21 protein-coding genes and 1 pseudogene are annotated in these 22,893 nt (G+C 60.6%); 14 read left to right on the plus strand and 8 right to left on the minus strand.

The annotated features are described in order from the left end of the window. Nucleotides 1-5: 5 nt before the first annotated feature. Together GIW48_RS00455 and algW are read right to left on the minus strand one after the other, a co-directional pair. The gene (locus tag GIW48_RS00455; protein WP_176991537.1) at nt 6-2,105 is read right to left on the minus strand and encodes a TonB-dependent siderophore receptor; all 2,100 of its coding nucleotides are present in this window, start codon (nt 2,103-2,105) and stop codon (nt 6-8) included. A gap of 108 nt (nt 2,106-2,213) precedes the next feature. Continuing rightward, entirely contained in the window at nt 2,214-3,368 is a 1,155-nt protein-coding gene (algW, locus tag GIW48_RS00460) for a Do family serine endopeptidase AlgW (protein ID WP_017137616.1), read from the minus strand. A 102-nt stretch (nt 3,369-3,470) separates the two neighbouring features. Here algW and GIW48_RS00465 point away from each other — a divergent pair, with 102 nt between their 5' ends. From GIW48_RS00465 to cysN, 3 genes are all read left to right on the plus strand, one after another. Beyond that, entirely contained in the window at nt 3,471-4,229 is a 759-nt protein-coding gene (locus tag GIW48_RS00465) for a Nif3-like dinuclear metal center hexameric protein (RefSeq protein WP_200432619.1), read from the plus strand. A 240-nt stretch (nt 4,230-4,469) separates the two neighbouring features. Then, nucleotides 4,470-5,387, plus strand: a complete 918-nt coding sequence (cysD, locus tag GIW48_RS00470) for a sulfate adenylyltransferase subunit CysD (protein ID WP_017137614.1) — start codon at nt 4,470-4,472, stop codon at nt 5,385-5,387. Between the two features lie 13 nt (nt 5,388-5,400). Continuing rightward, a complete protein-coding gene (gene cysN, locus GIW48_RS00475; protein WP_236460589.1) occupies nt 5,401-7,299 on the plus strand; it encodes a sulfate adenylyltransferase subunit CysN in 1,899 nt (632 codons plus the stop codon). A gap of 189 nt (nt 7,300-7,488) precedes the next feature. Here cysN and GIW48_RS00480 read toward each other — a convergent pair whose 3' ends face one another. The 3 genes from GIW48_RS00480 to GIW48_RS00490 form a co-directional block, all read right to left on the minus strand. Continuing rightward, nucleotides 7,489-8,388 carry an acyltransferase gene (locus GIW48_RS00480; RefSeq protein ID WP_170036198.1) on the minus strand — a complete coding sequence of 300 codons (900 nt, stop codon included), beginning with the start codon at nt 8,386-8,388 and terminating at the stop codon, nt 7,489-7,491. After that, nucleotides 8,389-10,488 carry a phosphate acetyltransferase gene (gene pta / locus GIW48_RS00485; RefSeq protein ID WP_056859109.1) on the minus strand — a complete coding sequence of 700 codons (2,100 nt, stop codon included), beginning with the start codon at nt 10,486-10,488 and terminating at the stop codon, nt 8,389-8,391. A gap of 79 nt (nt 10,489-10,567) precedes the next feature. Next, nucleotides 10,568-10,858 (minus strand): DUF3565 domain-containing protein, encoded by a 291-nt coding sequence (locus tag GIW48_RS00490; RefSeq protein ID WP_017137610.1) that lies wholly within the window; start codon nt 10,856-10,858, stop codon nt 10,568-10,570. On the opposite strand from GIW48_RS00490, the gene GIW48_RS00495 reads away from it, so the two are divergent. Continuing rightward, entirely contained in the window at nt 10,857-11,342 is a 486-nt protein-coding gene (locus tag GIW48_RS00495) for an FKBP-type peptidyl-prolyl cis-trans isomerase (RefSeq protein ID WP_003188398.1), read from the plus strand. The two genes, GIW48_RS00490 and GIW48_RS00495, sit on opposite strands and share 2 nt — an antisense overlap. Nucleotides 11,343-11,616: 274 nt before the next feature. On the opposite strand, the pseudogene rpsT (GIW48_RS00500) reads toward GIW48_RS00495, so the two are convergent. Continuing rightward, nucleotides 11,617-11,745, minus strand: a pseudogene (rpsT, locus tag GIW48_RS00500) (30S ribosomal protein S20); the annotation flags it as partial. A 194-nt stretch (nt 11,746-11,939) separates the two neighbouring features. Next, on the minus strand, nt 11,940-12,218 hold the full coding sequence (gene rpsT / locus GIW48_RS00505; protein WP_003171647.1) for a 30S ribosomal protein S20: 279 nt from the start codon (nt 12,216-12,218) through the stop codon (nt 11,940-11,942). Nucleotides 12,219-12,471: 253 nt separating this feature from the next. On the opposite strand from rpsT (GIW48_RS00505), the gene murJ reads away from it, so the two are divergent. From murJ to ispH, 6 genes are all read left to right on the plus strand, one after another. Continuing rightward, the gene (gene murJ, locus GIW48_RS00510) at nt 12,472-14,010 is read left to right on the plus strand and encodes a murein biosynthesis integral membrane protein MurJ (RefSeq protein WP_056859107.1); all 1,539 of its coding nucleotides are present in this window, start codon (nt 12,472-12,474) and stop codon (nt 14,008-14,010) included. A gap of 119 nt (nt 14,011-14,129) precedes the next feature. Next, a complete protein-coding gene (ribF, locus tag GIW48_RS00515) occupies nt 14,130-15,068 on the plus strand; it encodes a bifunctional riboflavin kinase/FAD synthetase (protein ID WP_016971190.1) in 939 nt (312 codons plus the stop codon). A gap of 14 nt (nt 15,069-15,082) precedes the next feature. Continuing rightward, nucleotides 15,083-17,914, plus strand: a complete 2,832-nt coding sequence (gene ileS / locus GIW48_RS00520; protein WP_236460590.1) for an isoleucine--tRNA ligase — start codon at nt 15,083-15,085, stop codon at nt 17,912-17,914. Beyond that, nucleotides 17,907-18,419: a signal peptidase II gene (gene lspA / locus GIW48_RS00525; RefSeq protein ID WP_017137607.1), complete on the plus strand. Its 513-nt coding sequence runs from the start codon at nt 17,907-17,909 to the stop codon at nt 18,417-18,419. The genes ileS and lspA overlap by 8 nt, the downstream gene beginning before the upstream one ends. A 7-nt stretch (nt 18,420-18,426) precedes the next feature. Next, nucleotides 18,427-18,864: an FKBP-type peptidyl-prolyl cis-trans isomerase gene (gene fkpB / locus GIW48_RS00530; protein ID WP_010213263.1), complete on the plus strand. Its 438-nt coding sequence runs from the start codon at nt 18,427-18,429 to the stop codon at nt 18,862-18,864. Between the two features lie 183 nt (nt 18,865-19,047). Then, complete coding sequence (gene ispH, locus GIW48_RS00535) at nt 19,048-19,995, plus strand: 4-hydroxy-3-methylbut-2-enyl diphosphate reductase (protein ID WP_017137605.1); 948 nt, start codon at nt 19,048-19,050, stop codon at nt 19,993-19,995. On the opposite strand, the gene GIW48_RS00540 is transcribed toward ispH, so the two are convergent. After that, nucleotides 19,949-20,524 carry a GspH/FimT family pseudopilin gene (locus tag GIW48_RS00540; RefSeq protein ID WP_017137604.1) on the minus strand — a complete coding sequence of 192 codons (576 nt, stop codon included), beginning with the start codon at nt 20,522-20,524 and terminating at the stop codon, nt 19,949-19,951. The genes ispH and GIW48_RS00540 overlap by 47 nt on opposite strands. Nucleotides 20,525-20,727: 203 nt before the next feature. Between GIW48_RS00540 and pilV the strand changes: the two genes are divergently transcribed. The 4 genes from pilV to GIW48_RS00560 are packed head-to-tail and all read left to right on the plus strand — an operon-like array spanning nt 20,728 to nt 22,864. Next, nucleotides 20,728-21,213 carry a type IV pilus modification protein PilV gene (pilV, locus tag GIW48_RS00545; RefSeq protein ID WP_236460591.1) on the plus strand — a complete coding sequence of 162 codons (486 nt, stop codon included), beginning with the start codon at nt 20,728-20,730 and terminating at the stop codon, nt 21,211-21,213. Beyond that, nucleotides 21,210-21,917 (plus strand): PilW family protein, encoded by a 708-nt coding sequence (locus tag GIW48_RS00550; RefSeq protein WP_236460593.1) that lies wholly within the window; start codon nt 21,210-21,212, stop codon nt 21,915-21,917. Before pilV ends, GIW48_RS00550 begins: the two co-directional genes overlap by 4 nt. A gap of 6 nt (nt 21,918-21,923) precedes the next feature. Continuing rightward, on the plus strand, nt 21,924-22,448 hold the full coding sequence (locus tag GIW48_RS00555) for a pilus assembly PilX family protein (RefSeq protein WP_236460595.1): 525 nt from the start codon (nt 21,924-21,926) through the stop codon (nt 22,446-22,448). Between the two features lie 14 nt (nt 22,449-22,462). Further along, the gene (locus GIW48_RS00560; RefSeq protein WP_017137600.1) at nt 22,463-22,864 is read left to right on the plus strand and encodes a type IV pilin protein; all 402 of its coding nucleotides are present in this window, start codon (nt 22,463-22,465) and stop codon (nt 22,862-22,864) included. The last annotated feature ends 29 nt before the right edge of the window (nt 22,865-22,893 follow it).

Here is a 22,893-nt window from a genome sequence, read left to right on the forward strand (position 1 = left end):
TCCTTTTACAGGTTAAGGGTCAGGCTGACGGTGAAGTTGCGCGGCTCGCCGGGAGTGACCCAGTAATTGCTGTAGGAGCGCTCGTAGTACTTTTCGTCGAATAGGTTGTTGAGGTTCAGGCCCACCGTGACGCTATCGCTGGCTTTGTAATGCGCCAGCAGGTCGACGGTGTGGTAGGCGGGCAGTTCGAACTGGCTGCCGGCCTCGCCGGAGCGATCACCAACGTAGGTGAACGCCGCGCCCAGGTCCGAGCCGCGCAGCGCGCCATTCTGGAATTCATACACACCCAGCAGACTGCCGCTGCGCTTGGCTACGCCCAGAATCCGGCTGCCGGTGGGGATGGATTTGTCGCCCTTGGTCACTTCGGCGTCGATATAGGCAAAGGCGCCGATCACGCGTACCGCGTCCGTCACTTGCCCGCTCAGTTGCAGGTCAAAGCCCTGGCTGCGCGCCTTGCCTATGGCGCGGCTGTTGTTGAGGGTGGCCGGGTCCTGGGTCAGAACATTTTCTTTTTCGATATGGAAGGCGGCGAGCGTGGTGCTCAAACGGTCGTCGAACAGCTCGCTCTTGATCCCCACTTCATAGCCCACGCCTTCTTCGGGCTTGAAGGATTTGCCGCCGGCATCCACACCGTTGTTGGGTTTGAACGAGGTTGACGCGTTGGCGAACACCCCGACTTGCGGCGTTAGCTGATAGAGCAGACCGGCGCGTTGAGTCAGGGCGTCGTGGGTATGCCGGCTCTTGGCGTGGTTGCGGGTGAAGTCGTCGGTGCGTTGTTCGACATGCTCGAAGCGCGCACCGAGCATGCCGCGCAGGCGGTCGGTGAAGATGATCTGGTCTTGCAGGTTCAGCGCCTGGCTTTTCGTCTGTTCGAAGACGTCGGTGCCGGTGCGTGCGCCGTTGGGTTTGGTCTGGCCGTAGATCGGGTTATAGATGTCGATGGGGTAGAGGCTGCCGGCAACCGCCGACACGCGTTCCTTCTTGCGGTAGTCCTCGTATTCGCCGCCGATCAACAGTTCGTGCTGCCAACTGCCGATGTCGAACTGGCCGCGCAGTTCCAGCTGGGTGATGCTGTCGTGCCAACCGGTGGAGCGTTCGCGCAGGCGGCGGTTAACGGTATGGCCGTTGGCATTCAGCGCACGACTTTCCGAGGCGTCACCCCACAGGCTGCCCTGTTTGTAGTGGCTGGCCAGGCGCAGTTTCCAGGCGTCATTAAGGTGATGTTCCAACGCGGCCTGGATGCGATTGTTGTGGTTGCGGATATTGCCGTCGTTGGGTTCGCCGAGGAAGGTCGAGCGGGACATGCCATGGTTGGCGACGATGCCCCGGTCGAAGGTGGAGCTGTGGCGCACGAACTCGCTTTCTACGAGAAGGCTGGTGTCGGGGTCCAACTGCCAACTGAATGATGGCGCGACGAACACGCGCTGGGCGTCGACGTGATCGCGGAAGCTGTGGTTGTCTTCCACGGCCAGGTTGACCCGCGACAGCACGCGGCCTTCGCTGTCCAGCGGCGTGTTCACATCCAGTGCGGTGCGATAGCGGTCCCAGCTGCCGGCACTGGTTTGCACGGTGGTAAAGGCTTCGGGCTGCGGCTTCTTGGTGACAATGTTCACGGTGCCGCCCGGATCGCCACGGCCGTACAGGCTGGCTGCGGGACCTTTGAGCACTTCAATGCGCTCGATGTTGGCCGCGTCCGGGGTGCTCGGGTAGCCACGGTTGGCGCTGAAACCGTCCTGGTAGAACTCCGACGTGGTGAAGCCGCGCACGCTGTACTCGTAAAGCGTCAGGCCGCCGAAGTTGTTTTGCTTGGACACGCCGCCGGCAAACTCCAGAGCACGTTCCACGCTGGTGCTGCCCAGGTCCTCGAGCACCGTGGCAGGAATCACGCTGATTGATTGTGGGATGTCGCGCAGATCGGTGTCAGTTTTGGTCGCGCTGGCGGAACGGGTGGCGCGGTAGCCTTTGACGGGGCCGGTGGCGGATTCATAGGCGTCGGAGGTGACGCTGATGGTGTCCAGTTCGACAGTGTTGTCATCGGCGTAGGCGGGGTCCAGCAGCAAACCCAAGGCCAGGCCAGCAACGGGGGCGAATCTTTGAGACGGCATGATAGAGCGTTCCAATAGCGATATTGAAACAATATAACATGACCATTGAGAATGGATTTCTTTTGAAATATTCGGTAACAGGAGCCCGCGAACGGGCTCCCGTAGCCGTTATTCCTCTTCTTTCACCGGGGCGGGTGGCGGGCGCAGGCCGATCTCTGCCGACAGCTTGATCTCTTTGCCGTTGCGCATTACCAGGATCGACACCTTATCGGTCGGCTTGATCCGCGCCACCTGGTTCATCGACTTGCGGCCATCACCGGCCGGTTCCCCGTCGATGCTCAGGATCACATCGCCCAACTGCAGGCCGGCTTTCTGCGCCGGGCCGTCGCGGAAGATCCCGGCCACCACGATGCCCGGGCGCCCGGTCAAGCCGAACGACTCGGCCAGTTCCTTGGTCAACGGCTGTACTTCGATGCCCAGCCAGCCACGGATTACCTGGCCGTGCTCGATGATCGACTTCATCACTTCCATTGCCAGCTTCACCGGGATCGCAAAGCCGATGCCCTGGGAACCGCCGGACTTGGAGAAAATCGCCGTGTTGATACCGGTCAGGTTGCCATTGGCATCCACCAATGCGCCGCCAGAGTTCCCCGGATTGATCGCCGCGTCAGTCTGGATAAAGTCTTCGTAGCTGTTGAGCCCCAACTGGTTACGCCCGGTGGCGCTGATGATGCCCATGGTCACGGTCTGGCCGACGCCGAACGGGTTGCCGATGGCCAGTGCGACATCACCGACGCGTAGCCCTTCGGAGCGGCCGATGGTGATCGAGGGCAGGCTCTTGAGGTCGATCTTCAGCACCGCAAGGTCGGTTTCCGGGTCGCTGCCGACCACGCGGGCCAGGGTTTCACGGCCGTCGCGCAGGGCCACCACAATCTGGTCGGCGCCGGTGGTCACGTGGTTGTTGGTGAGGATGTAACCTTCCGGGCTCATGATCACCCCGGAACCGAGGCTGGATTCCATCCGGCGCTGCTTGGGCCCGTTGTCGCCGAAATAGCGGCGAAACTGCGGGTCTTCAAACAACGGATGCGCCGGTTTATTGATGACCTTGGTGGTGTACAGGTTGACCACTGCAGGCGCGGCGATGACCACCGCGTCGGCGTAGGTGACCGGGCCTTGCACCACCGAGCTGCTTTGTGGGGCCTGTTGCAGGTTCACATCAAGGCTGGGTAAGCCCACCCATTGGGGATAACGCTGAATAATCAGCATCGCGATCAGCACGCCAGCCAACAATGGCCATCCAAAAAAACGCAGTGCCTTGAGCATCAAGTAAGTCCTGACAGGTTGCAGGGGGCGGGATAGCGCCCATAATGTCGCGCATTATACGAGGCTGCGAGCGCCTCGGAACGGGATATTTAGGAGTCTTTTATGGCTGTCCCCCTTAGCACCCTGGTCGAGGAAGCGGACCGCTACCTTGGCAGCGCAAAAATTGCCGATTATTGCCCCAATGGCTTGCAGGTCGAGGGGCGCCCGCAGGTGATGCGCATTGTCAGCGGCGTCACGGCCAGCCAAGCGTTGCTGGACGCCGCCGTCGAAGCCCAGGCCGACCTGGTGCTGGTGCACCATGGTTATTTCTGGAAGGGCGAAAACCCGTGCATCACCGGCATGAAGCAACGCCGCCTGAAAACCCTGCTCAAGCACGACATCAGCCTGCTGGCCTACCACCTGCCGCTGGACCTGCACCCGGAAGTGGGCAACAACGTGCAACTCGCCCGTCAGCTGGACATCACCGTCGAAGGCCCGCTGGATCCGAACAACCCGAAAATCGTCGGCCTGGTCGGCTCCCTGGCCGAACCCTTGTCGCCGCGTGATTTTGCCCGACGCGTGCAGGATGTAATGGGTCGCGAGCCACTGTTGATCGAAGGCAGCGAGATGATCCGCCGGGTGGGTTGGTGCACGGGCGGCGGGCAAGGTTACATCGACGATGCGATTGCCGCCGGCGTCGACCTGTACTTGAGTGGCGAAGCGTCCGAGCAGACCTTCCACAGCGCGCGGGAAAACGACATCAGCTTTATTGCTGCGGGCCATCACGCTACTGAGCGTTATGGCGTGCAGGCGTTGGGCGATTACCTGGCGCGGCGCTTTGCCCTGGAACATCTGTTCATCGATTGCCCCAACCCAATCTAAAGAACACCAAGGCTCAAATGTGGGAGCTGGCTTGCCTGCGATTGCATCACCTCGGTTTGCCTGAATGACTGAGGTGCCTGTAGAGCAGACAAGCCAGCTACCACAAGCCAAACTGAGGGGCATATTCATATACCGTTTCGATCTAGCTGGCTCCCTGAATAGAAGAAGGTGCTGTGCTAGCATGCCCCGCTCGAACACGGCCCGCTGGCCGTCCATAAGATCGTTTTTCCGTGAGTAGCCATGGTCGACAAACTGACGCATCTGAAACAGCTGGAGGCGGAAAGCATCCACATCATCCGCGAGGTCGCCGCCGAGTTCGACAACCCGGTGATGCTCTACTCGATCGGTAAAGACTCCGCCGTGATGCTGCATCTGGCGCGCAAGGCCTTCTTCCCGGGCAAATTGCCGTTCCCGGTGATGCACGTCGACACCCGCTGGAAATTCCAGGAGATGTACAAGTTCCGCGACAAAATGGTCGAAGAACTGGGCCTGGACCTGATCACCCACGTCAACCCTGATGGTGTGGCGCAGGGCATCAACCCGTTCACCCACGGCAGCGCCAAGCACACCGACATCATGAAGACCGAAGGCCTCAAGCAGGCCTTGGACAAGCATGGTTTCGACGCAGCCTTCGGCGGTGCCCGTCGCGATGAAGAGAAGTCCCGCGCCAAAGAGCGTGTGTACTCGTTCCGTGACAGCAAACACCGCTGGGACCCGAAGAACCAGCGCCCGGAGCTGTGGAACGTCTACAACGGCAACGTCAACAAAGGCGAGTCGATCCGTGTGTTCCCGCTGTCCAACTGGACCGAGCTGGACATCTGGCAGTACATCTACCTCGAAGGCATCCCGATTGTGCCGCTGTACTTCGCCGCCGAGCGCGACGTGATCGAGAAGAACGGCACGTTGATCATGATCGACGACGACCGCATCCTCGAGCACTTGTCCGACGAAGACAAAGCCCGAATCGTCAAAAAGAAAGTACGTTTCCGTACCCTTGGCTGCTACCCGTTGACGGGCGCGGTGGAGTCCGAAGCCGAGACGCTGACGGACATCATTCAGGAAATGCTCCTGACGCGAACTTCCGAGCGCCAGGGCCGGGTCATCGATCACGATGGCGCAGGCTCGATGGAAGATAAAAAACGTCAGGGTTATTTCTAAGGGGCTGTCACCAATGTCGCATCAATCTGATTTGATCAGCGAGGACATCCTCGCCTACCTGGGCCAGCACGAGCGCAAAGAGATGTTGCGCTTCCTGACCTGCGGCAACGTCGACGACGGCAAGAGCACCCTGATCGGGCGCCTGCTGCACGACTCCAAGATGATCTACGAAGATCACCTGGAAGCCATTACCCGTGATTCGAAAAAATCCGGCACCACGGGCGATGATATCGACCTGGCCTTGCTGGTTGACGGCCTGCAGGCCGAGCGTGAACAGGGCATCACCATTGATGTTGCCTACCGCTACTTCTCCACCGCCAAGCGCAAATTCATCATCGCCGACACCCCCGGCCATGAGCAGTACACCCGCAACATGGCCACCGGTGCGTCCACCTGCGACCTGGCGATCATTCTGATCGACGCCCGCTACGGCGTGCAGACCCAGACCCGCCGCCACAGCTATATCGCCTCGTTACTGGGCATCAAGCACATCGTGATTGCCGTCAACAAGATGGACATCAATGGCTTTGACCAAAGCGTGTTCGAGTCGATCAAGGCCGATTACCTGAAGTTTGTCGAGGGCATTGCGTTCAAGCCGAGCACCATGGCGTTTGTACCGATGTCGGCGCTCAAGGGCGACAATGTGGTGAACAAGAGCGAGCGCTCGCCCTGGTACACCGGCCAGTCGCTGATGGAGATCCTCGAAACCGTCGAGATCGCCAACGACCGCAACTACACCGACCTGCGTTTCCCGGTGCAGTACGTCAACCGTCCGAACCTGAACTTCCGTGGTTTCGCCGGCACCCTCGCCAGCGGCATCGTGCACAAGGGCGATGAAGTCGTGGTGCTGCCGTCGGGCAAGAGCAGCCGCGTCAAATCCATCGTCACCTTCGAGGGTGAGCTGGAACACGCAGGCCCAGGCCAGGCCGTGACCCTGACCATGGAAGACGAGATCGACATCTCCCGTGGCGACCTGTTGGTGCATGCCGACAACGTGCCGCAAGTCACCGACGCTTTCGACGCCATGCTGGTCTGGATGGCCGAAGAGCCGATGCTGCCGGGCAAGAAATATGACATCAAGCGCGCCACCAGCTACGTGCCGGGTTCGATCACCAGCATCGTGCACCGCGTGGACGTGAACACCCTGGCCGAAGGCCCGGCAAGTTCGCTGCAACTGAACGAGATTGGCCGGGTCAAGGTCAGCCTCGACGCCGCCATTGCGTTGGATGGCTATGACAGCAACCGCACCACCGGTGCGTTTATCGTCATCGACCGTTTGACCAACGGTACTGTGGCTGCGGGCATGATTATTGCGCCGCCGGTGGGCCATGGTGGCGCTGCGCAACACGGCCGCCTTGCTCATGTAGCCACCGAAGAGCGCGCCCAACGCTTCGGCCAGCAACCGGCTACCGTGTTGTTCAGCGGCCTGTCCGGCGCCGGCAAAAGCACCTTGGCCTACGCGGTTGAGCGCAAGCTGTTTGACATGGGCCGTGCGGTATTCGTACTGGATGGCCAGAACCTGCGCCGCGACTTGAACAAGGGCTTGCCGCAGGACCGCGTCGGGCGTACCGAAAACTGGCGCCGTGCTGCTCACGTGGCGCGTCAGTTCAACGAAGCCGGCCTGCTGACCCTGGCCGCGTTTGTTGCCCCGGATGCCGAAGGCCGTGAACAGGCCAAGGCGTTAATCGGCAGCGACCGCTTGCTCACCGTCTACGTGCAGGCCTCGCCGCTGGTGTGCGCCGAGCGTGACCCGCAAGGCCTGTACGCGGCGGGCGGGGACAACATCCCAGGCGAGTCCTTCCCGTACGACGTGCCGCTGAATGCCGACTTGGTGATCGACACCCAGGCCACGTCGCTGGAAGACAGCGTCAAGCAAGTGCTGGAGCTGTTGCGCCAGCGCGGCGCGATCTAAACCTCGCCGCCACAAAAAAGCCCGCCACCGATCATTCGGTGGCGGGCTTTTTACTTTCTCAAGGTCTGGCGCGGTCACTGTGGGAGCTGGCTTGCCTGCGATAGCGGTGGGTCAGCAACATACCCATCAACTGACAGTCAGCTATCGCAGGCAAGCCAGCTCCCACATTAGATTGCATTCACAGGTCGGTCAGTGGCGGCCTGGGTATTCCGTGTGAAGCTTATCCAGCAGCGCATCCTTGTCTTCCCACAACCGGTTGATCCACCCCTGGAACGCCAACCGATACTCCCCATCCTGCTCATAATTCTTGCCGATAAATCCGGCTGGAATCTGCACTTCCTCAAAGTGCACCACCACGTCTTTCACATTCCCGCACAACAAATCCCAATACCCTGGACGCCCGGCCGGGTAGTGGATGGTCACGTTCACCAATGACTTGAGCTGCTCGCCCATGGCATCCAGCACAAACGCAATGCCACCGGCCTTGGGCTTGAGCAGGTAACGGAACGGCGATTTCTGCTGTGCGTGCTTGCCCGGCGTAAACCGCGTGCCTTCGGCAAAGTTGAAAATACCCACCGGGTTGTCGCGAAACTTCGCGCAGGTCTTGCGCGTGGTTTCCAGGTCTTTGCCTTTCTTCTCCGGGTGCTTCTCCAAGTAAGCTTTGGTGTAGCGCTTCATAAACGGGAAGCCCAGCGCCCACCATGCCAGGCCAATCACCGGCACCCAGATCAGTTCCTGCTTGAGGAAAAACTTCAGCGGCCGAATCCGGCGATTGAGCACGTATTGCAGCACCATGATGTCGACCCAGCTCTGGTGGTTACTGGTCACCAGATACGAGTGCTGGTAGTCCAGGCCTTCAAGGCCAGTCAGGTGCCAGCGTGTGCGTCGCACCAGGTTCATCCAGCCCTTGTTGTTGGTCACCCAGGCTTCGTGGGTGTGGTTCATCAGCCATTCGCTGAAACGTTTGGCAAATGGCAGCGCCTTGAACAGCGCGACAACAAACAGGAACGAACACAGCAGGATCGTGTTCAGCGCCAACAACAAGGACGCGATTACCCCGCGTACGGCGGCAGGTAGAAAATCCAGCATTTAGATATCCATAGGTCGGTTGGCGGCTTGAATCGCCGTCAGGGCGATGGTGTACACGATGTCGTCCACTTGCGCACCGCGCGGCAGGTCGTTCACCGGTTTGCGCAAGCCTTGCAGCATGGGGCCCAGGCTTACGCAGTCGGCGCTGCGCTGCACGGCCTTGTGCGTGGTGTTGCCGGTGTTCAGGTCCGGGAACACAAACACCGTGGCTTTACCGGCGACCTGGCTGTTGGGCGCCAACTGCCTTGCCACGGTTTCATTGGCCGCGGCATCGTATTGCAATGGGCCGTCGATCAGCAGCGAGCTTTGCTGTTCGTGGGCGAGCAAGGTGGCTTCGCGGACTTTCTCCACTTCTTCGCCGCTGGCCGAATCACCGCTGGAATAGCTGATCATCGCCACCCGTGGCGTAATGCCGAAGGCAGCGGCGGAGTCGGCACTTTGCAGGGCGATTTCCGCCAGTTCCACGGCGCTTGGGTGCGGGTTCATCACGCAGTCGCCGTACACCAGCACCTGCTCGGGGAACAGCATAAAGAACACCGACGACACCAAGGTGCAGCCCGGCGCCGTTTTAATCAGCTGCAGGGCAGGGCGGATGGTGTTGGCGGTGGAGTGAATAACCCCGGAAACCAGGCCGTCCACTTCATCCAGCGCGAGCATCATGGTGGCGATCACCACCGTATCTTCCAATTGTTGCTCGGCCATCGGCGCGTTGAGGCTCTTGCTCTTGCGCAGTGCGACCATTGGCTCGACATAGCGCTGGCGAATCAGGTCCGGGTCGAGAATCTCCAGGCCTTCGGGCAATTCGATGCCGTGGGCGCGGGCGACGGCTTCCACGTCGGCAGGTTTGGCCAGCAGCACGCAGCGTGCAATGCCGCGGGCCTGGCAGATGGCGGCGGCCTGCACGGTCAACGGCTCGCTGCCCTCGGGCAACACGATGCGTTTGTTGGCGGCCTGGGCGCGCTGGATCAACTGATAGCGGAACACCGCGGGCGACAGGCGCATTTCCCGTGGCGTGCCGCAGCGTTGGTGCAGCCAGCGTGCATCGAGGTGGCTGGCGACGAAATCGGTGATGATCTCCGCGCGCTCGCGGTCATCAATCGGGATTTCTTTGTTCAGGCTGTTGAGCTGGTTGGCCGTGTCGTAGGAACCGGTGCTCACGGAAAGGACTGGCAGCCCGGCCTGGAAGGCGCCACGGCAAAGGTCCATGATGCGCGGGTCGGGCAGGGTGTCGCTGGTCAGCAACAGGCCGGCCAAGGGGACGCCGTTGATCGCGGCGAGGCTGACGGCCAGGATGATGTCGTCACGGTCGCCCGGCGTTACCACCAGCACGCCCGGCTTTAGCAGCTCCACGGTGTTACGCATGGTGCGCGCGCAAATGATGATCTTGGTCATGCGCCGGGTTTCGTAGTCGCCGGCGTTGAGGATCTGTGCGCCCATCAGGTCGGCCACGTCGCGGGTGCGCGGGGCGTTGAGTTCGGGCTGGTAAGGGATGCACCCGAGCAGGCGGAAATCGCCGCTACGCAACAGGGGCGAGTGCTCCTTGAGGCGCGCCGAGAAGGCTTCCATGCTTTCGTCGGTGCGCACCTTGTTGAGGATCACGCCCAGCACTTTCGGGTCTTTGGGGCCGCCGAACAGTTGGGCCTGCAATTCCACGCGGCCCGATAGCTCGGTGAGCACTTCGTTTTCCGGTGCCGACACCAGGATCACTTCTGCGTCGAGGCTCTTGGCCAGGTGCAGGTTGACCCGCGCCGCATAGCTGGCGCTGCGGGTCGGCACCATGCCTTCGACGATCAGCACGTCTTTGCCCACGGCGGCTTGCTGGTACAGGGTGATGATTTCTTCGAGCAGCTCGTCGAGCTGGCCGTCGCCGAGCATGCGTTCCACATGGGCCAGGCCCAAGGGTTGTGGTGGCTTAAGGCCGTGGGTGCGCGCGACCAGTTCGGTGGAGCGCTCGGGGCCGGTGTCACCCGGATGTGGCTGGGCAATCGGTTTGAAGAAGCCGACTTTCAGCCCGGCCCGCTCAAGGGTGCGCACCAGCCCAAGGCTGATGGAGGTCAGACCCACACCAAAATCGGTGGGCGCGATAAAAAAAGTCTGCATGCGAATTCTCTGGAGGTGCATGGCTTCGGTGGCGTTCTATGGCTGAGCGCCTACCGGGAATCAGGCACCAAGGTTATCGTTATTCAGGCGCTTGCGCACACCAGCCGCACGTAAAGGGTTGGCCTATTTTTTCAAGACGTTGCGCGGTATCGAGTACCCAGGCGCGCGACTGCCATGGCGGCTGGTGGCGCAGGTGCTGGGTGTGGCCGCAAGACAGCTCGGCCACCCAATGGTTGTCCTCATCCTGATGGAAACCGATGATGAAGGATGCCGTTGATCGGTTCCGTCTGTCCGGGTTCTGTTCGCTTTCGGGCAAATCCTTGTTTAGACTTGTCCGTTCTTCATTCTTATGCAAAAGGTCTCGCCCCATGACGATCGCCGCTAACAAGGCTGTCTCCATCGACTATACCCTGACCAACGACGCTGGTGAGGTCATCGACAGCTCCGCCGGCGGCGCGCCGCTGGTCTACCTGCAAGGTGCAGGTAACATCATCCCGGGCCTGGAGAAGGCTCTGGAAGGCAAGAACGTCGGTGACGAACTGACTGTCGCCGTAGAACCTGAAGATGCTTACGGCGAATACTCCGCCGAACTGGTCAGCACCCTGAGCCGCAGCATGTTCGAAGGCGTTGATGAGCTGGAAGTGGGCATGCAGTTCCACGCATCCGCTCCGGACGGCCAGATGCAGATCGTCACCATCCGCGATCTGGACGGCGACGACGTGACTGTCGACGGCAACCACCCTCTGGCTGGTCAGCGCCTGAACTTCCAAGTGAAGATCGTTGCCATCCGCGACGCCTCCCAGGAAGAAGTGGCCCACGGCCACGTCCACGGTGAAGGCGGTCATCACCATTGATTGTGGTTTGATCAATAGGTAGCAAAAACGCCCCGACTGGTTCGGGGCGTTTTTTTTGCGCCCGAAAATACACTGCAGTTCAAGTGTGGGAGCGGGCTTGCCCGCGATGAGGGCGTGTCAGCCGCCTTATACATCACTGACCCACCGCAATCGCGGGCAAGCCCGCTCCCACATTTTTGATCTTATCGCGCACAAACAAAAATGCCCCGGACCTTTCGGTTCGGGGCATTTCTTAACTGTTACGTAACCTGAGTTACACGGCAGTTGTTACCACTTAGGCTGCTGCAGCGACGTTCAGAGCCTTGATGTGGCCATTCAGGCGGCTCTTATGACGAGCGGCTTTGTTCTTGTGGATGATGCCTTTATCGGCCATACGGTCGATAACAGGCACAGCCATGTGGGAGCGGGCTTGCCCGCGATGGGGGCGTGTCAGCTGGCCTGTTCACCACGGACCCACCGCAATCGCGGGCAAGCCCGCTCCCACATTTTGATCCGTGCGCCCAAGTTATTGAGCACAAACAAAAATGCCCCGGACCTTTCGGTTCGGGGCATTTCTTAACTGTTACGCAACCTGAGTTACGTGGCAGTTGTTACCACTTAGGCTGCTGCAGCGACGTTCAGAGCCTTGATGTGGCCATTCAGGCGGCTCTTATGACGAGCGGCTTTGTTCTTGTGGATGATGCCTTTATCGGCCATACGGTCGATAACAGGCACAGCCAGAACGTAAGCAGCTTGAGCTTTTTCAGCGTCTTTGGTGTCGATGGCTTTAACTACATTCTTGATGTAGGTACGAACCATGGAACGCAGGCTGGCGTTGTGGCTGCGACGCTTCTCAGCCTGTTTTGCACGTTTTTTGGCGGAAGGTGTGTTGGCCACCGTCGAGCTCCTCGAAAGACTTTTTAGGAAATAGCAAACAAAATAGGCCGCGAATCATGCCGATGACTTGATGGGTTGTCAAGGGCGGCTGATGCGAACTGCTGAGTGGTCGATCTGAAGAGGCGGGTGATTTATTTCCGGCGCTTGACCTGTAAACTCGCGAGCTTTGGCTCTGTGCTGTTGCAGGCGCGCAGTATCGCATAAGTGGGCGCTTTGTTCGCCTGCTCTTTATCTAAAGGCGCAAACTCTTTCAATGAATCTGCTCAAATCGTTGGCTGCCGTCAGCTCTATCACGATGATCTCCCGGGTTTTAGGGTTTGTGCGTGACACCCTGCTGGCGCGCATTTTCGGCGCCAGCATGGCCACGGATGCGTTCTTTATTGCCTTTAAACTGCCCAACCTGTTGCGGCGGATCTTCGCCGAGGGCGCATTCTCCCAGGCTTTCGTGCCGATCCTGGCCGAATACAAAACCCAGCAGGGTGAAGAGGCGACCCGTACCTTTATTGCCTATGTCTCGGGCTTGCTGACCCTGGTACTGATGCTGGTAACCCTCGTCGGCATGCTTGCCGCGCCCTGGGTGATCTGGGCCACGGCCCCCGGTTTTGCCAATACCCCGGAAAAATTCGCGCTGACCACTGACCTGTTGCGGGTGACCTTTCCTTATATATTGCTGATTTCGCTGTCTTCCCTGGCCGGGGCGATCCTCAATACCTGGAACCGTTTCTCGGTACCGGCCTTCGTGCCGACATTGCTGAACGTCAGCATGATTATTTTCGCGCTGTTCCTGACGCCGTACTTCGACCCGCCGGTTATGGCCCTGGGCTGGGCGGTGCTGGCCGGCGGCCTGGCGCAGCTGCTGTACCAACTGCCGCACCTGAAAAAAATCGGCATGCTGGTGCTGCCGCGCCTGAACCTCAAGGACACCGGCGTATGGCGCGTGATGCGCAATATGCTGCCGGCGATCCTGGGCGTGTCGGTGAGCCAGATTTCCCTGATCATCAACACTGCGTTCGCATCCTTGCTGGTGTCCGGTTCGGTCTCCTGGATGTACTACGCCGATCGCTTGATGGAGTTGCCGTCCGGCGTACTGGGTGTAGCCTTGGGCACAATCTTGCTGCCGACGCTGTCGCGCACCTATGCCAGCAAGGACCGCCAGGAGTACTCGCGCATCCTCGACTGGGGCCTGCGCCTGTGCTTTATGCTGGTGTTGCCGTGTTCCCTGGCCCTGGGCATTCTGGCTGAGCCGTTGACCGTGTCGCTGTTCCAATACGGCCAGTTCAGCGCGTTTGACGCGTCAATGACCCAGCGCGCACTGGTCGCCTACTCCGTCGGTCTGCTCGGCATTATCGTGATCAAAGTGCTGGCGCCGGGCTTCTACGCCCAGCAAAACATCCGCACGCCGGTCAAGATCGCAATCTTCACACTGATCGTCACGCAACTGCTCAACCTGGTGTTTATCGGCCCGTTGGCCCATGCCGGCCTGGCCCTGGCCATCAGCGCGGGTGCCTGCATCAACGCGGGCCTGCTGTTTTATCAACTGCGCAAGCAGCAGATGTATCAGCCGCAGCCGGGCTGGGGCCTGTTTGCCCTCAAGCTGCTGGTGGCGGTGGCGATGATGTCGGCGGTGTTGTTGGGCCTGATGCACTTCATGCCCGCCTGGGATCAAGGCCATATGCTTGAACGCTTCATGCGCCTGGGTGTTCTGGTCGTGGCAGGTGTGGTGGTGTACTTCGGGATGTTGCTGTTGCAAGGCTTCCGTCTGCGTGATTTCAATCGAAAGTCGCTTGGCTAGAGACTTTGCCGTGATAAAACGGTTGTTTTATCGATTCGATCCATTTGGCCTGCGCTGTTGCCTGTCGTCCGGGGCCGGGTGTGGTTATAATCGACCACTTTATGAGCAAGAAGCGCGTTATGCAGCTGGTTCGAGGTCTCCACAACCTGCGCCCCGAGCATCGGGGCTGCGTCGCCACTATTGGCAACTTTGACGGTGTTCACCGTGGCCACCAGGCTATCCTGGGCCGGCTGCGTGAACGTGCGGTCGAGTTGGGCGTGCCCAGCTGCGTGGTGATTTTTGAGCCACAGCCGCGGGAATACTTTACCCCCGAGACGGCTCCGGCGCGCTTGGCCCGCCTGCGCGACAAGCTGCAACTGCTGGCTGAAGAGGGCGTGGACCGTGTGCTGTGCCTGGCCTTCAATCAGCGTTTGCAAAGCCTCAGCGCCGCCGAGTTCGTTGACCGTATCCTGGTAGATGGCCTGGGCGTGCAGCACCTGGAGGTCGGCGACGACTTCCGTTTCGGCTGCGACCGCGTCGGCGATTTCGACTTCCTGCAACACGCTGGTGTGAATCAAGGTTTTACCGTCGAAGCCGCGCAAACCGTCGAACTGGACGGCCTGCGCGTGAGTAGTACCCAGGTGCGTAACGCACTGGCGGCTGCCGACTTCGCCTTGGCCGAGCGTTTGCTCGGTCGCCCGTTCCGCATTGCCGGGCGGGTATTGCACGGCCAGAAGCTGGCGCGCCAACTGGGCACGCCAACCGCCAACGTGCAGCTCAAGCGTCGTCGTGTGCCACTCACCGGGGTTTACCTGGTGAGTGTCGACATCGACGGCCAATCGTGGCCGGGAGTCGCCAACATAGGCGTCAGGCCCACGGTTGCAGGTGATGGCAAGGCCCACCTGGAAGTTCACCTTTTGGATTTTGCCGGTGATTTGTATGACCGGCGTTTAACGGTGGTTTTCCACCAGAAGCTGCGTGAAGAGCAGCGTTTCGCCTCCCTTGAGGCGTTGAAAACGGCGATCAATGCGGATGTCGCCGCCGCCCGTGCACTAGCCGCACCTAGCGCCCATCGCTAACCGAAGAGCCTTAAATGACCGACTATAAAGCCACGCTAAACCTTCCGGACACCGCCTTCCCAATGAAGGCCGGCCTGCCACAGCGCGAACCGCAGATCCTGCAGCGCTGGGACAGTATTGGCCTGTACGGAAAGTTGCGCGAAATTGGCAAGGATCGTCCGAAGTTCGTCCTGCACGACGGCCCTCCTTATGCCAACGGCACGATTCACATCGGTCATGCGCTGAACAAAATTCTCAAGGACATGATCCTGCGTTCGAAAACCCTGTCGGGCTTCGACGCGCCTTATGTTCCGGGCTGGGACTGCCACGGCCTGCCGATCGAACACAAAGTCGAAGTGACCTACGGCAAGAACCTGGGCGCGGATAAAACCCGCGAACTGTGCCGTGCCTACGCCACCGAGCAGATCGAAGGGCAGAAGTCCGAATTCATCCGCCTGGGCGTGCTGGGCGAGTGGGACAACCCGTACAAGACCATGAACTTCAAGAACGAGGCCGGTGAAATCCGTGCCTTGGCTGAAATCGTCAAAGGCGGTTTCGTGTTCAAGGGCCTCAAGCCCGTGAACTGGTGCTTCGACTGCGGTTCGGCCCTGGCTGAAGCGGAAGTCGAGTACGAAGACAAGAAGTCCTCGACCATCGACGTGGCCTTCCCGATCGCCGACGACGACAAGCTGGCTCAAGCCTTTGGCCTGTCCAGCCTGCCAAAGCCTGCAGCCATCGTGATCTGGACCACCACCCCGTGGACCATCCCGGCCAACCAGGCGCTGAACGTGCACCCGGAATTCACCTACGCCCTGGTGGACGTCGGTGATCGCCTGCTGGTGCTGGCTGAAGAAATGGTCGAGGCCTGCCTGGCGCGCTACGAGCTGCAAGGTTCGGTCATCGCCACCACCACCGGCACTGCGCTGGAGCTGATCAATTTCCGTCACCCGTTCTATGACCGTCTGTCGCCGGTGTACCTGGCTGACTACGTGGAGCTGGGTTCGGGTACTGGCATTGTTCACTGCTCGCCGGCCTACGGCGTGGATGACTTCGTCATCTGCAAGAAGTACGGCATGGTGAATGACGACATCATCAACCCGGTGCAGAGCAATGGCGTGTACGCGCCGTCGCTGGAGTTCTTCGGCGGCCAGTTCATCTTCAAGGCCGACCAGGCGATCATCGACAAGCTGAGTGAAGTCGGTGCGTTGGTGAAGTCCGACACCATCAAGCACAGCTACATGCACTGCTGGCGTCACAAGACCCCGCTGATCTACCGCGCTACTGCGCAGTGGTTTATCGGCATGGACAAAGAGCCGACCAGCGGCGACACCCTGCGTGTGCGCTCGCTCAAAGCGATCGAAGAGACCAAGTTTGTCCCGGCCTGGGGCCAGGCGCGCCTGCACTCGATGATCGCCAACCGCCCGGACTGGTGCATCTCCCGCCAGCGCAACTGGGGCGTGCCGATTCCGTTCTTCCTGAACAAGGAAAGCGGCGAGCTGCACCCACGTACCGTTGAACTGATGGAAGCAGTGGCGCTGCGCGTTGAGCAGGAAGGCATCGAAGCCTGGTTCAAGCTGGACGCCGCCGAACTGCTGGGCGACGAAGCGCCGCTGTACGACAAGATCAGCGACACCCTCGACGTGTGGTTCGACTCGGGTACCACCCACTGGCACGTGCTGCGCGGTTCGCACCCGATGGGTCACGCCACCGGCCCGCGTGCCGACCTGTACCTGGAAGGCTCGGACCAACACCGTGGCTGGTTCCACTCGTCGTTGCTGACCGGCTGCGCCATCGACAACCACGCGCCGTACCGCGAACTGCTGACCCACGGCTTCACCGTCGACGAGACGGGCCGCAAGATGTCCAAGTCGCTGAAAAACGTGATCGAGCCGAAAAAGATCAACGACACCCTGGGCGCCGACATCATGCGTCTGTGGGTCGCCTCGACCGATTACTCGGGCGAAATCGCCGTGTCGGACCAGATCCTGGCCCGTAGCGCCGATGCCTACCGCCGTATCCGTAATACCGCACGCTTCCTGCTGTCGAACCTGACCGGTTTCAACCCGGCCACCGACATCCTGCCGGCCGAGGACATGCTCGCCCTGGACCGTTGGGCCGTGGACCGTACGCTGTTGCTGCAGCGCGAGTTGCAGGAACACTACGGCGAATATCGTTTCTGGAACGTGTACTCCAAGATCCACAACTTCTGCGTGCAGGAGCTGGGTGGTTTCTACCTCGATATCATCAAGGACCGCCAGTACACCACCGGCGCCAACAGCAAGGCGCGCCGCTCGGCGCAGACCGCGCTGTACCACATCTCTGAAGCGCTGGTGCGCTGGATCGCACCGATCCTGGCCTTCACCGCTGACGAACTCTGGGAATACCTGCCGGGCGAGCGTAACGAGTCGGTGATGCTCAACACCTGGTACGAAGGCCTGACCGAATTGCCGGCGAACTTCGAACTGGGCCGCGAGTACTGGGAAGGCGTGATGGCCGTCAAGGTTGCGGTGAACAAGGAGCTGGAAGTTCAGCGCGCGGCCAAGGCCGTCGGTGGCAACCTGCAAGCCGAAGTCACCCTGTTTGCCGAGGAAGGCCTGACCGCCGACCTGGCCAAGCTGAGCAACGAACTGCGCTTCGTACTGATCACCTCGACCGCGAGCCTGGCACCGTTTGCCCAGGCACCTGCGGACGCAGTGGCCACCGAAGTGCCGGGCCTCAAGCTCAAAGTGGTCAAGTCGGCCTTTCCTAAGTGCACCCGTTGCTGGCACTGCCGTGAAGACGTCGGCGTGAACCCAGAGCATCCGGAAATCTGCGGTCGTTGCGTCGACAACATCAGCGGTGCTGGCGAGGTTCGCCACTATGCCTAATGCTTCCAGTCGTTTCGGACGTCTGGGTTTGCTCGTGCTGAGCGTGCTGGTCCTGGTCATTGACCAGGTCAGCAAGGCTCATTTCGAAGGCTCCCTGCAGATGTTCCAGCAGATTGTGGTCATTCCTGACTACTTCAGCTGGACCCTGGCCTACAACACCGGTGCTGCCTTCAGCTTCCTGGCGGACAGCGGCGGCTGGCAGCGCTGGCTGTTTGCCTTGATCGCGGTGGTTGTCAGCGCTGTGCTGGTGGTCTGGCTCAAGCGTCTGGGCCGTGATGATACCTGGCTCGCCATTGCCCTGGCCTTGGTGCTGGGCGGCGCGCTGGGCAACCTGTACGACCGCATTGCCCTGGGCCATGTGATCGACTTTATTCTGGTGCATTGGCAGAACCGCTGGTACTTCCCGGCGTTCAACTTTGCCGACAGCGCCATCACCGTCGGTGCAATCATGCTGGCGTTGGACATGTTCAAAAGCAAGAAAACCGGAGAGACCGTCAATGACTGATCAGGTATTGGCTGAGCAACGCATCGGCCAGAACACGGAAGTCACTTTGCATTTCGCACTGCGCCTGGAGAATGGCGACACGGTCGACAGCACGTTCGACAAAGCCCCGGCGACCTTCAAAGTCGGTGATGGCAACCTGCTGCCGGGTTTTGAAGCGGCACTGTTCGGTTTCAAGGCCGGCGACAAGCGCACCTTGCAGATCCTGCCGGAAAACGCCTTTGGCCAGCCCAACCCGCAAAACGTGCAGATCATCCCGCGCTCGCAGTTCCAGGACATGGACCTGTCGGAAGGCCTGTTGGTGATCTTCAACGATGCGGCGAACACCGAGCTGCCCGGCGTGGTTAAAACCTTCGATGACGCGCAAGTGACCATCGACTTCAACCACCCGTTGGCCGGTAAAACCTTGACGTTTGACGTTGAAATCATCGACGTTAAAGCGCTCTGACTGACGAAACCGGCGCTTATGGGGCCGGCTTGTGTGGGAGCTGGCTTGCCTGCGATAGCATCACCTCGGTGTACCTGATACACCCGGTCGTTTGCATCGCGGGCAAGCCCGGTTCCCACAGGGGCTTACTCCTGTAGAGTTGAGTTGATCCAATTTCTTGCCCTGCAAGACACGAGGCACAGCATGCAAATCAAACTCGCCAACCCCCGTGGCTTCTGCGCCGGTGTGGACCGGGCGATCGAAATCGTCAATCGCGCCCTGGAAGTGTTCGGGCCGCCGATTTACGTGCGCCATGAAGTCGTCCACAACAAATTCGTGGTTGAAGACCTGCGCGCACGCGGGGCTATCTTTGTCGAAGAACTCGACCAGGTGCCGGACGACGTTATCGTCATCTTCAGCGCCCACGGCGTGTCCCAGGCAGTACGTACCGAAGCGGCGGGCCGTGGCCTCAAGGTGTTTGACGCCACCTGCCCGCTGGTGACCAAGGTGCATATCGAAGTCGCGCGCTATAGCCGCGACGGCCGTGAATGCATCCTGATCGGCCACGCCGGTCACCCGGAAGTCGAAGGCACCATGGGGCAGTACGACGCCAGTAATGGCGGCGCCATCTACTTGGTAGAAGACGAAAAAGACGTGGCCGAGTTGCAGGTTCAAAACCCTGATCGCCTGGCCTTCGTGACGCAAACCACCCTGTCGATGGACGACACCAGCCGTGTGATCGATGCCCTGCGCACGCGTTTCCCGGCAATTGGCGGCCCACGCAAGGATGACATCTGCTACGCCACGCAAAACCGCCAGGACGCGGTCAAGCAACTGGCCGACGAATGCGATGTGGTTCTGGTGGTCGGCAGCCCCAACAGCTCCAACTCCAACCGCTTGCGCGAACTGGCTGAACGCATGGCCACGCCGGCCTACCTGATCGATGGCGCTGAAGACATGCAGCGCAGTTGGTTCGACGGCGTTGAGCGTATTGGCATCACCGCAGGGGCTTCCGCTCCAGAAGTGCTGGTGCGCGGTGTGATCCAGCAACTGCAGGCCTGGGGCGCCACCGGCGCGGATGAATTGGCCGGTCGCGAAGAGAACATCACGTTCTCCATGCCCAAAGAGCTGCGGGTTCGTTCGCTGCTCTGAGTGCCACGGTGCCGGAGCCGCACAGCGCCTGCTCGGTGGCCTCACTGCGCAGGCTGATGCGCCCGCTGGGCGCCAGCACCACTTGATAGAGGCTCTGTACCGGGTCGGTGCCGCAGATGTGCACCGTACCGGCGCGGAAGCCACCTCCCGCAAACACCGGCTCACCCAGCCCGCTGAAGCGTACCTGGTTCTTGACTGGCCCATTGCCCGCCATCAGCACGCGCCCATTGCCCTGCCGTTCCAGCAGTATAGGGTTGTCGGTACCCGGCTCGCCGCGCCCGCTTGTATCCACGATGATTTGCCATCCTCGGCTCCAATCGTTCTCCAGCGCCTGAATGATCACTGCGCGATTGCGGGTGATTGCCTCAGTGCGCGCCAACCGCAGGCCTTCGGCAAGTGAGTGTGCCGCGCTGCGTTGCTGCTGCGACGCAAGCAACCCCTTGAAGGCGGGCACTGCCACGGTCACCAGGATGCCGCCCAGTAACAGGCCGAACAGAAGTTCGATCAGGGTGAAACCGCGTTGCTGCATAGTCTGTCCCTCCATGGGCAAGGGTAAAAATGGGTTTGGAGACCTAGGTATAGCGCCCGGCGGCGGGGCTGAATGATGGCCTTTATGTCCAAAGTATTTCCCTTTGTTCCGATAGCAGCGCGAGCCAAAAACCGGCGCTAGTCTTGGGTCTCACAGCAGCATTGCGCTGCTTTTTTCAGCCTTCGACACGGATGACGACGGTAATGCTTGCCTGCCCGAACAGACTTTTTCCCTGCGTGCTGCCTCGACAGCAAACCGGCATGACCTTGATCGAAGTGCTGGTGGCGGTGCTGATTCTCGCCGTCGGGTTGCTGGGCGCCGCAGTGACCCAGCTCAATGCACTCAAGTACACCGACAGCTCAAGGATGACCAGCCAGGCCAGTTTCATTGCCTACGATATGCTCGACCGAATCCGCGCCAACTCAGGCGCCGACTATGCATGGGGGGGCGCGCAAACCGCCCCCGTCCTTAGCGCGACGGCCAGCGTGCGGGACCTGGACCTGCATGACTTCGAAGCCAATATCATCGGCTTCGCCGGCGAGGACGCCAAAGGCTCGGTGGTGATCAGCAGTGGCGAGGTAACCGTGAGCATCAGTTGGGATGATGCCCGTGGGGCGAATACGCCCGGGGCGCGGGAAACCTTCACCCTCACCAGCCGCATTACCAGCGACCCGCAGGCGCCTCAATGAGAAGCTTTGTCCGTGGCTTCAGCCTGGTGGAGTTGTTGCTCGCGCTGGCTATCGGGTTGCTGCTGGTGCTGGGTGTCAGCCAGGTGACGATCAGCGCTCGCGCGACTCAAGCCAGCCAACAGGCCGCCATGCTGCTGCAGGATGACGCGCGGTTTGTGTTGGGCAAGATGATCCGGGATATCCGCCAGGCGGGCATGTTCGGCTGCCTGGCGACAGCCTCTATCGACAACGCACCCCCAGCCTTTGATCAACCTGTGGGTTGGCATTCTGCAGGCAGTTCCTGGTCGCTGACGCTGGTCACCGCCGATGTCGCAGGTGAGGGCGGCACGCCTGACTGGACGGTGCTCTCTGACTGCCTCGGCACGGCCCAGGCCTACGCGGGGAATTCACCGCCACCGACGCCAGGGCAGATCCGCTTTGCGCTGCGCCAACTCACCTACACCTATGAAACTGGGCAATTGAAGGTCAGTACGCCTGCGGCGCCGGCCAAGGCGGTGCTGTTGGACAACGTGCAGGCCTTCGACATCAGTTTCGGCGTGGCGGGCAAACCAGGTTCGCCTCAGGTAGCGCGCTATGACGCCAGCCCGGCGGATGAATCGCTGATCCGCAGCGTACGCCTGCGCATGACGCTGCAAGACCCGACCGGGCGCGTGAAAGATCAGGCCTACAGCGTCGTCGCAGCCCTGCGAAACCGGTTGGGGTAGGGCAGCATGTTCAATCTTCAACGCTTTTATGCAGGGCAAGCCGGCATGGTTTTACTGATCAGCCTGGTGTTTCTGCTGGTGCTGTCACTGATCGGCCTGGCATCGATGCAAGGGGCGGTGTCCCAACAAAAGATTACCGGCAGCGTATGGCATCGAAACCAGTCATTCCAAAGCGCCGAAAGTGGCCTGCGGTTGGGTGAGTCGGTGATCCGGCGGGCAGGCGCGACACTGCCGGTGTGTCGGGCAGTCAATACCTGTGCGCCGCCGGTCGAGTCGTCGCAGGTGATAGAGGCAGGCACAAACCCCGTGTCAGCAGTCACTTGGGTTGCCCTGAAGGGCGGCCTGTATGGCGTGCAATCCCTGGGAGTGGGCGTGGGGATGGCGGGTTTGCCTGCCGAAACACAGGCCGCGTTGTACCGCGTGACGGCGGTTGGGAGCAGTGGCCAAGTGCGCACGGTGCTGGAGGCGGTCTATGCACAGGCAGAGGGCGGTCTGAGCGTTCATCGGGTGCTATGGCGACAACTTCACTAGTAAGGAGCGTATCAATGGGCAAGGATTGCCAAGGTTTTACCCTGATCGAGTTACTGGGCGCGGTCGCGATCATCGCGTTTTTGGCCGGGATTGCTTACCCCGCGTATACCGGGCAGGTGAAAAAAGCCTACCGCGCGCAGATCGTTGCACTGTTGATTGAGCAGGCGCAGCACCTCGAACGTTTTTACACGCGCCACGGCACTTTTATTGATGCAAGCGGCGCCAGTGCCGGCAATGATCACTATAGAATCAGCACTGCATTGAGCCCCCAGTCATTCACACTGGTCGCCTCGCCTGCAGTCGGCGCCATCATGGCAAATGACCCATGCGGTGAGTTCAGCTTGTCCAGTACCGGCGTGCGCAGCAACCCGGGCGCGATACCTGAAATGTCGCGCCAGGCGTGTTGGGGGCAATGATGAGAGTACTGGATGAATGGGCGCCGGGT

This window comes from Pseudomonas sp. PA-6-3C (assembly GCF_021605825.1).
Taxonomy (GTDB): domain Bacteria; phylum Pseudomonadota; class Gammaproteobacteria; order Pseudomonadales; family Pseudomonadaceae; genus Aquipseudomonas; species Aquipseudomonas edaphica.

What these genes read in the sequence shown, in the direction of transcription:
- GIW48_RS00455 (WP_176991537.1), bottom strand. Translation starts at nt 2,105, where the DNA reads ATGCCGTCTCAAAGATTCGCCCCCGTTGCTGGCCTGGCCTTGGGTTTG.
- algW (WP_017137616.1), bottom strand. Translation starts at nt 3,368, where the DNA reads ATGCTCAAGGCACTGCGTTTTTTTGGATGGCCATTGTTGGCTGGCGTG.
- GIW48_RS00465 (WP_200432619.1), top strand. Translation starts at nt 3,471, where the DNA reads ATGGCTGTCCCCCTTAGCACCCTGGTCGAGGAAGCGGACCGCTACCTT.
- cysD (WP_017137614.1), top strand. Translation starts at nt 4,470, where the DNA reads ATGGTCGACAAACTGACGCATCTGAAACAGCTGGAGGCGGAAAGCATC.
- cysN (WP_236460589.1), top strand. Translation starts at nt 5,401, where the DNA reads ATGTCGCATCAATCTGATTTGATCAGCGAGGACATCCTCGCCTACCTG.
- GIW48_RS00480 (WP_170036198.1), bottom strand. Translation starts at nt 8,388, where the DNA reads ATGCTGGATTTTCTACCTGCCGCCGTACGCGGGGTAATCGCGTCCTTG.
- pta (WP_056859109.1), bottom strand. Translation starts at nt 10,488, where the DNA reads ATGCAGACTTTTTTTATCGCGCCCACCGATTTTGGTGTGGGTCTGACC.
- GIW48_RS00495 (WP_003188398.1), top strand. Translation starts at nt 10,857, where the DNA reads ATGACGATCGCCGCTAACAAGGCTGTCTCCATCGACTATACCCTGACC.
- GIW48_RS00490 (WP_017137610.1), bottom strand. Translation starts at nt 10,858, where the DNA reads ATGGGGCGAGACCTTTTGCATAAGAATGAAGAACGGACAAGTCTAAAC.
- murJ (WP_056859107.1), top strand. Translation starts at nt 12,472, where the DNA reads ATGAATCTGCTCAAATCGTTGGCTGCCGTCAGCTCTATCACGATGATC.
- ribF (WP_016971190.1), top strand. Translation starts at nt 14,130, where the DNA reads ATGCAGCTGGTTCGAGGTCTCCACAACCTGCGCCCCGAGCATCGGGGC.
- ileS (WP_236460590.1), top strand. Translation starts at nt 15,083, where the DNA reads ATGACCGACTATAAAGCCACGCTAAACCTTCCGGACACCGCCTTCCCA.
- lspA (WP_017137607.1), top strand. Translation starts at nt 17,907, where the DNA reads ATGCCTAATGCTTCCAGTCGTTTCGGACGTCTGGGTTTGCTCGTGCTG.
- ispH (WP_017137605.1), top strand. Translation starts at nt 19,048, where the DNA reads ATGCAAATCAAACTCGCCAACCCCCGTGGCTTCTGCGCCGGTGTGGAC.
- GIW48_RS00540 (WP_017137604.1), bottom strand. Translation starts at nt 20,524, where the DNA reads ATGCAGCAACGCGGTTTCACCCTGATCGAACTTCTGTTCGGCCTGTTA.
- pilV (WP_236460591.1), top strand. Translation starts at nt 20,728, where the DNA reads ATGCTTGCCTGCCCGAACAGACTTTTTCCCTGCGTGCTGCCTCGACAG.
- GIW48_RS00550 (WP_236460593.1), top strand. Translation starts at nt 21,210, where the DNA reads ATGAGAAGCTTTGTCCGTGGCTTCAGCCTGGTGGAGTTGTTGCTCGCG.
- GIW48_RS00555 (WP_236460595.1), top strand. Translation starts at nt 21,924, where the DNA reads ATGTTCAATCTTCAACGCTTTTATGCAGGGCAAGCCGGCATGGTTTTA.
- GIW48_RS00560 (WP_017137600.1), top strand. Translation starts at nt 22,463, where the DNA reads ATGGGCAAGGATTGCCAAGGTTTTACCCTGATCGAGTTACTGGGCGCG.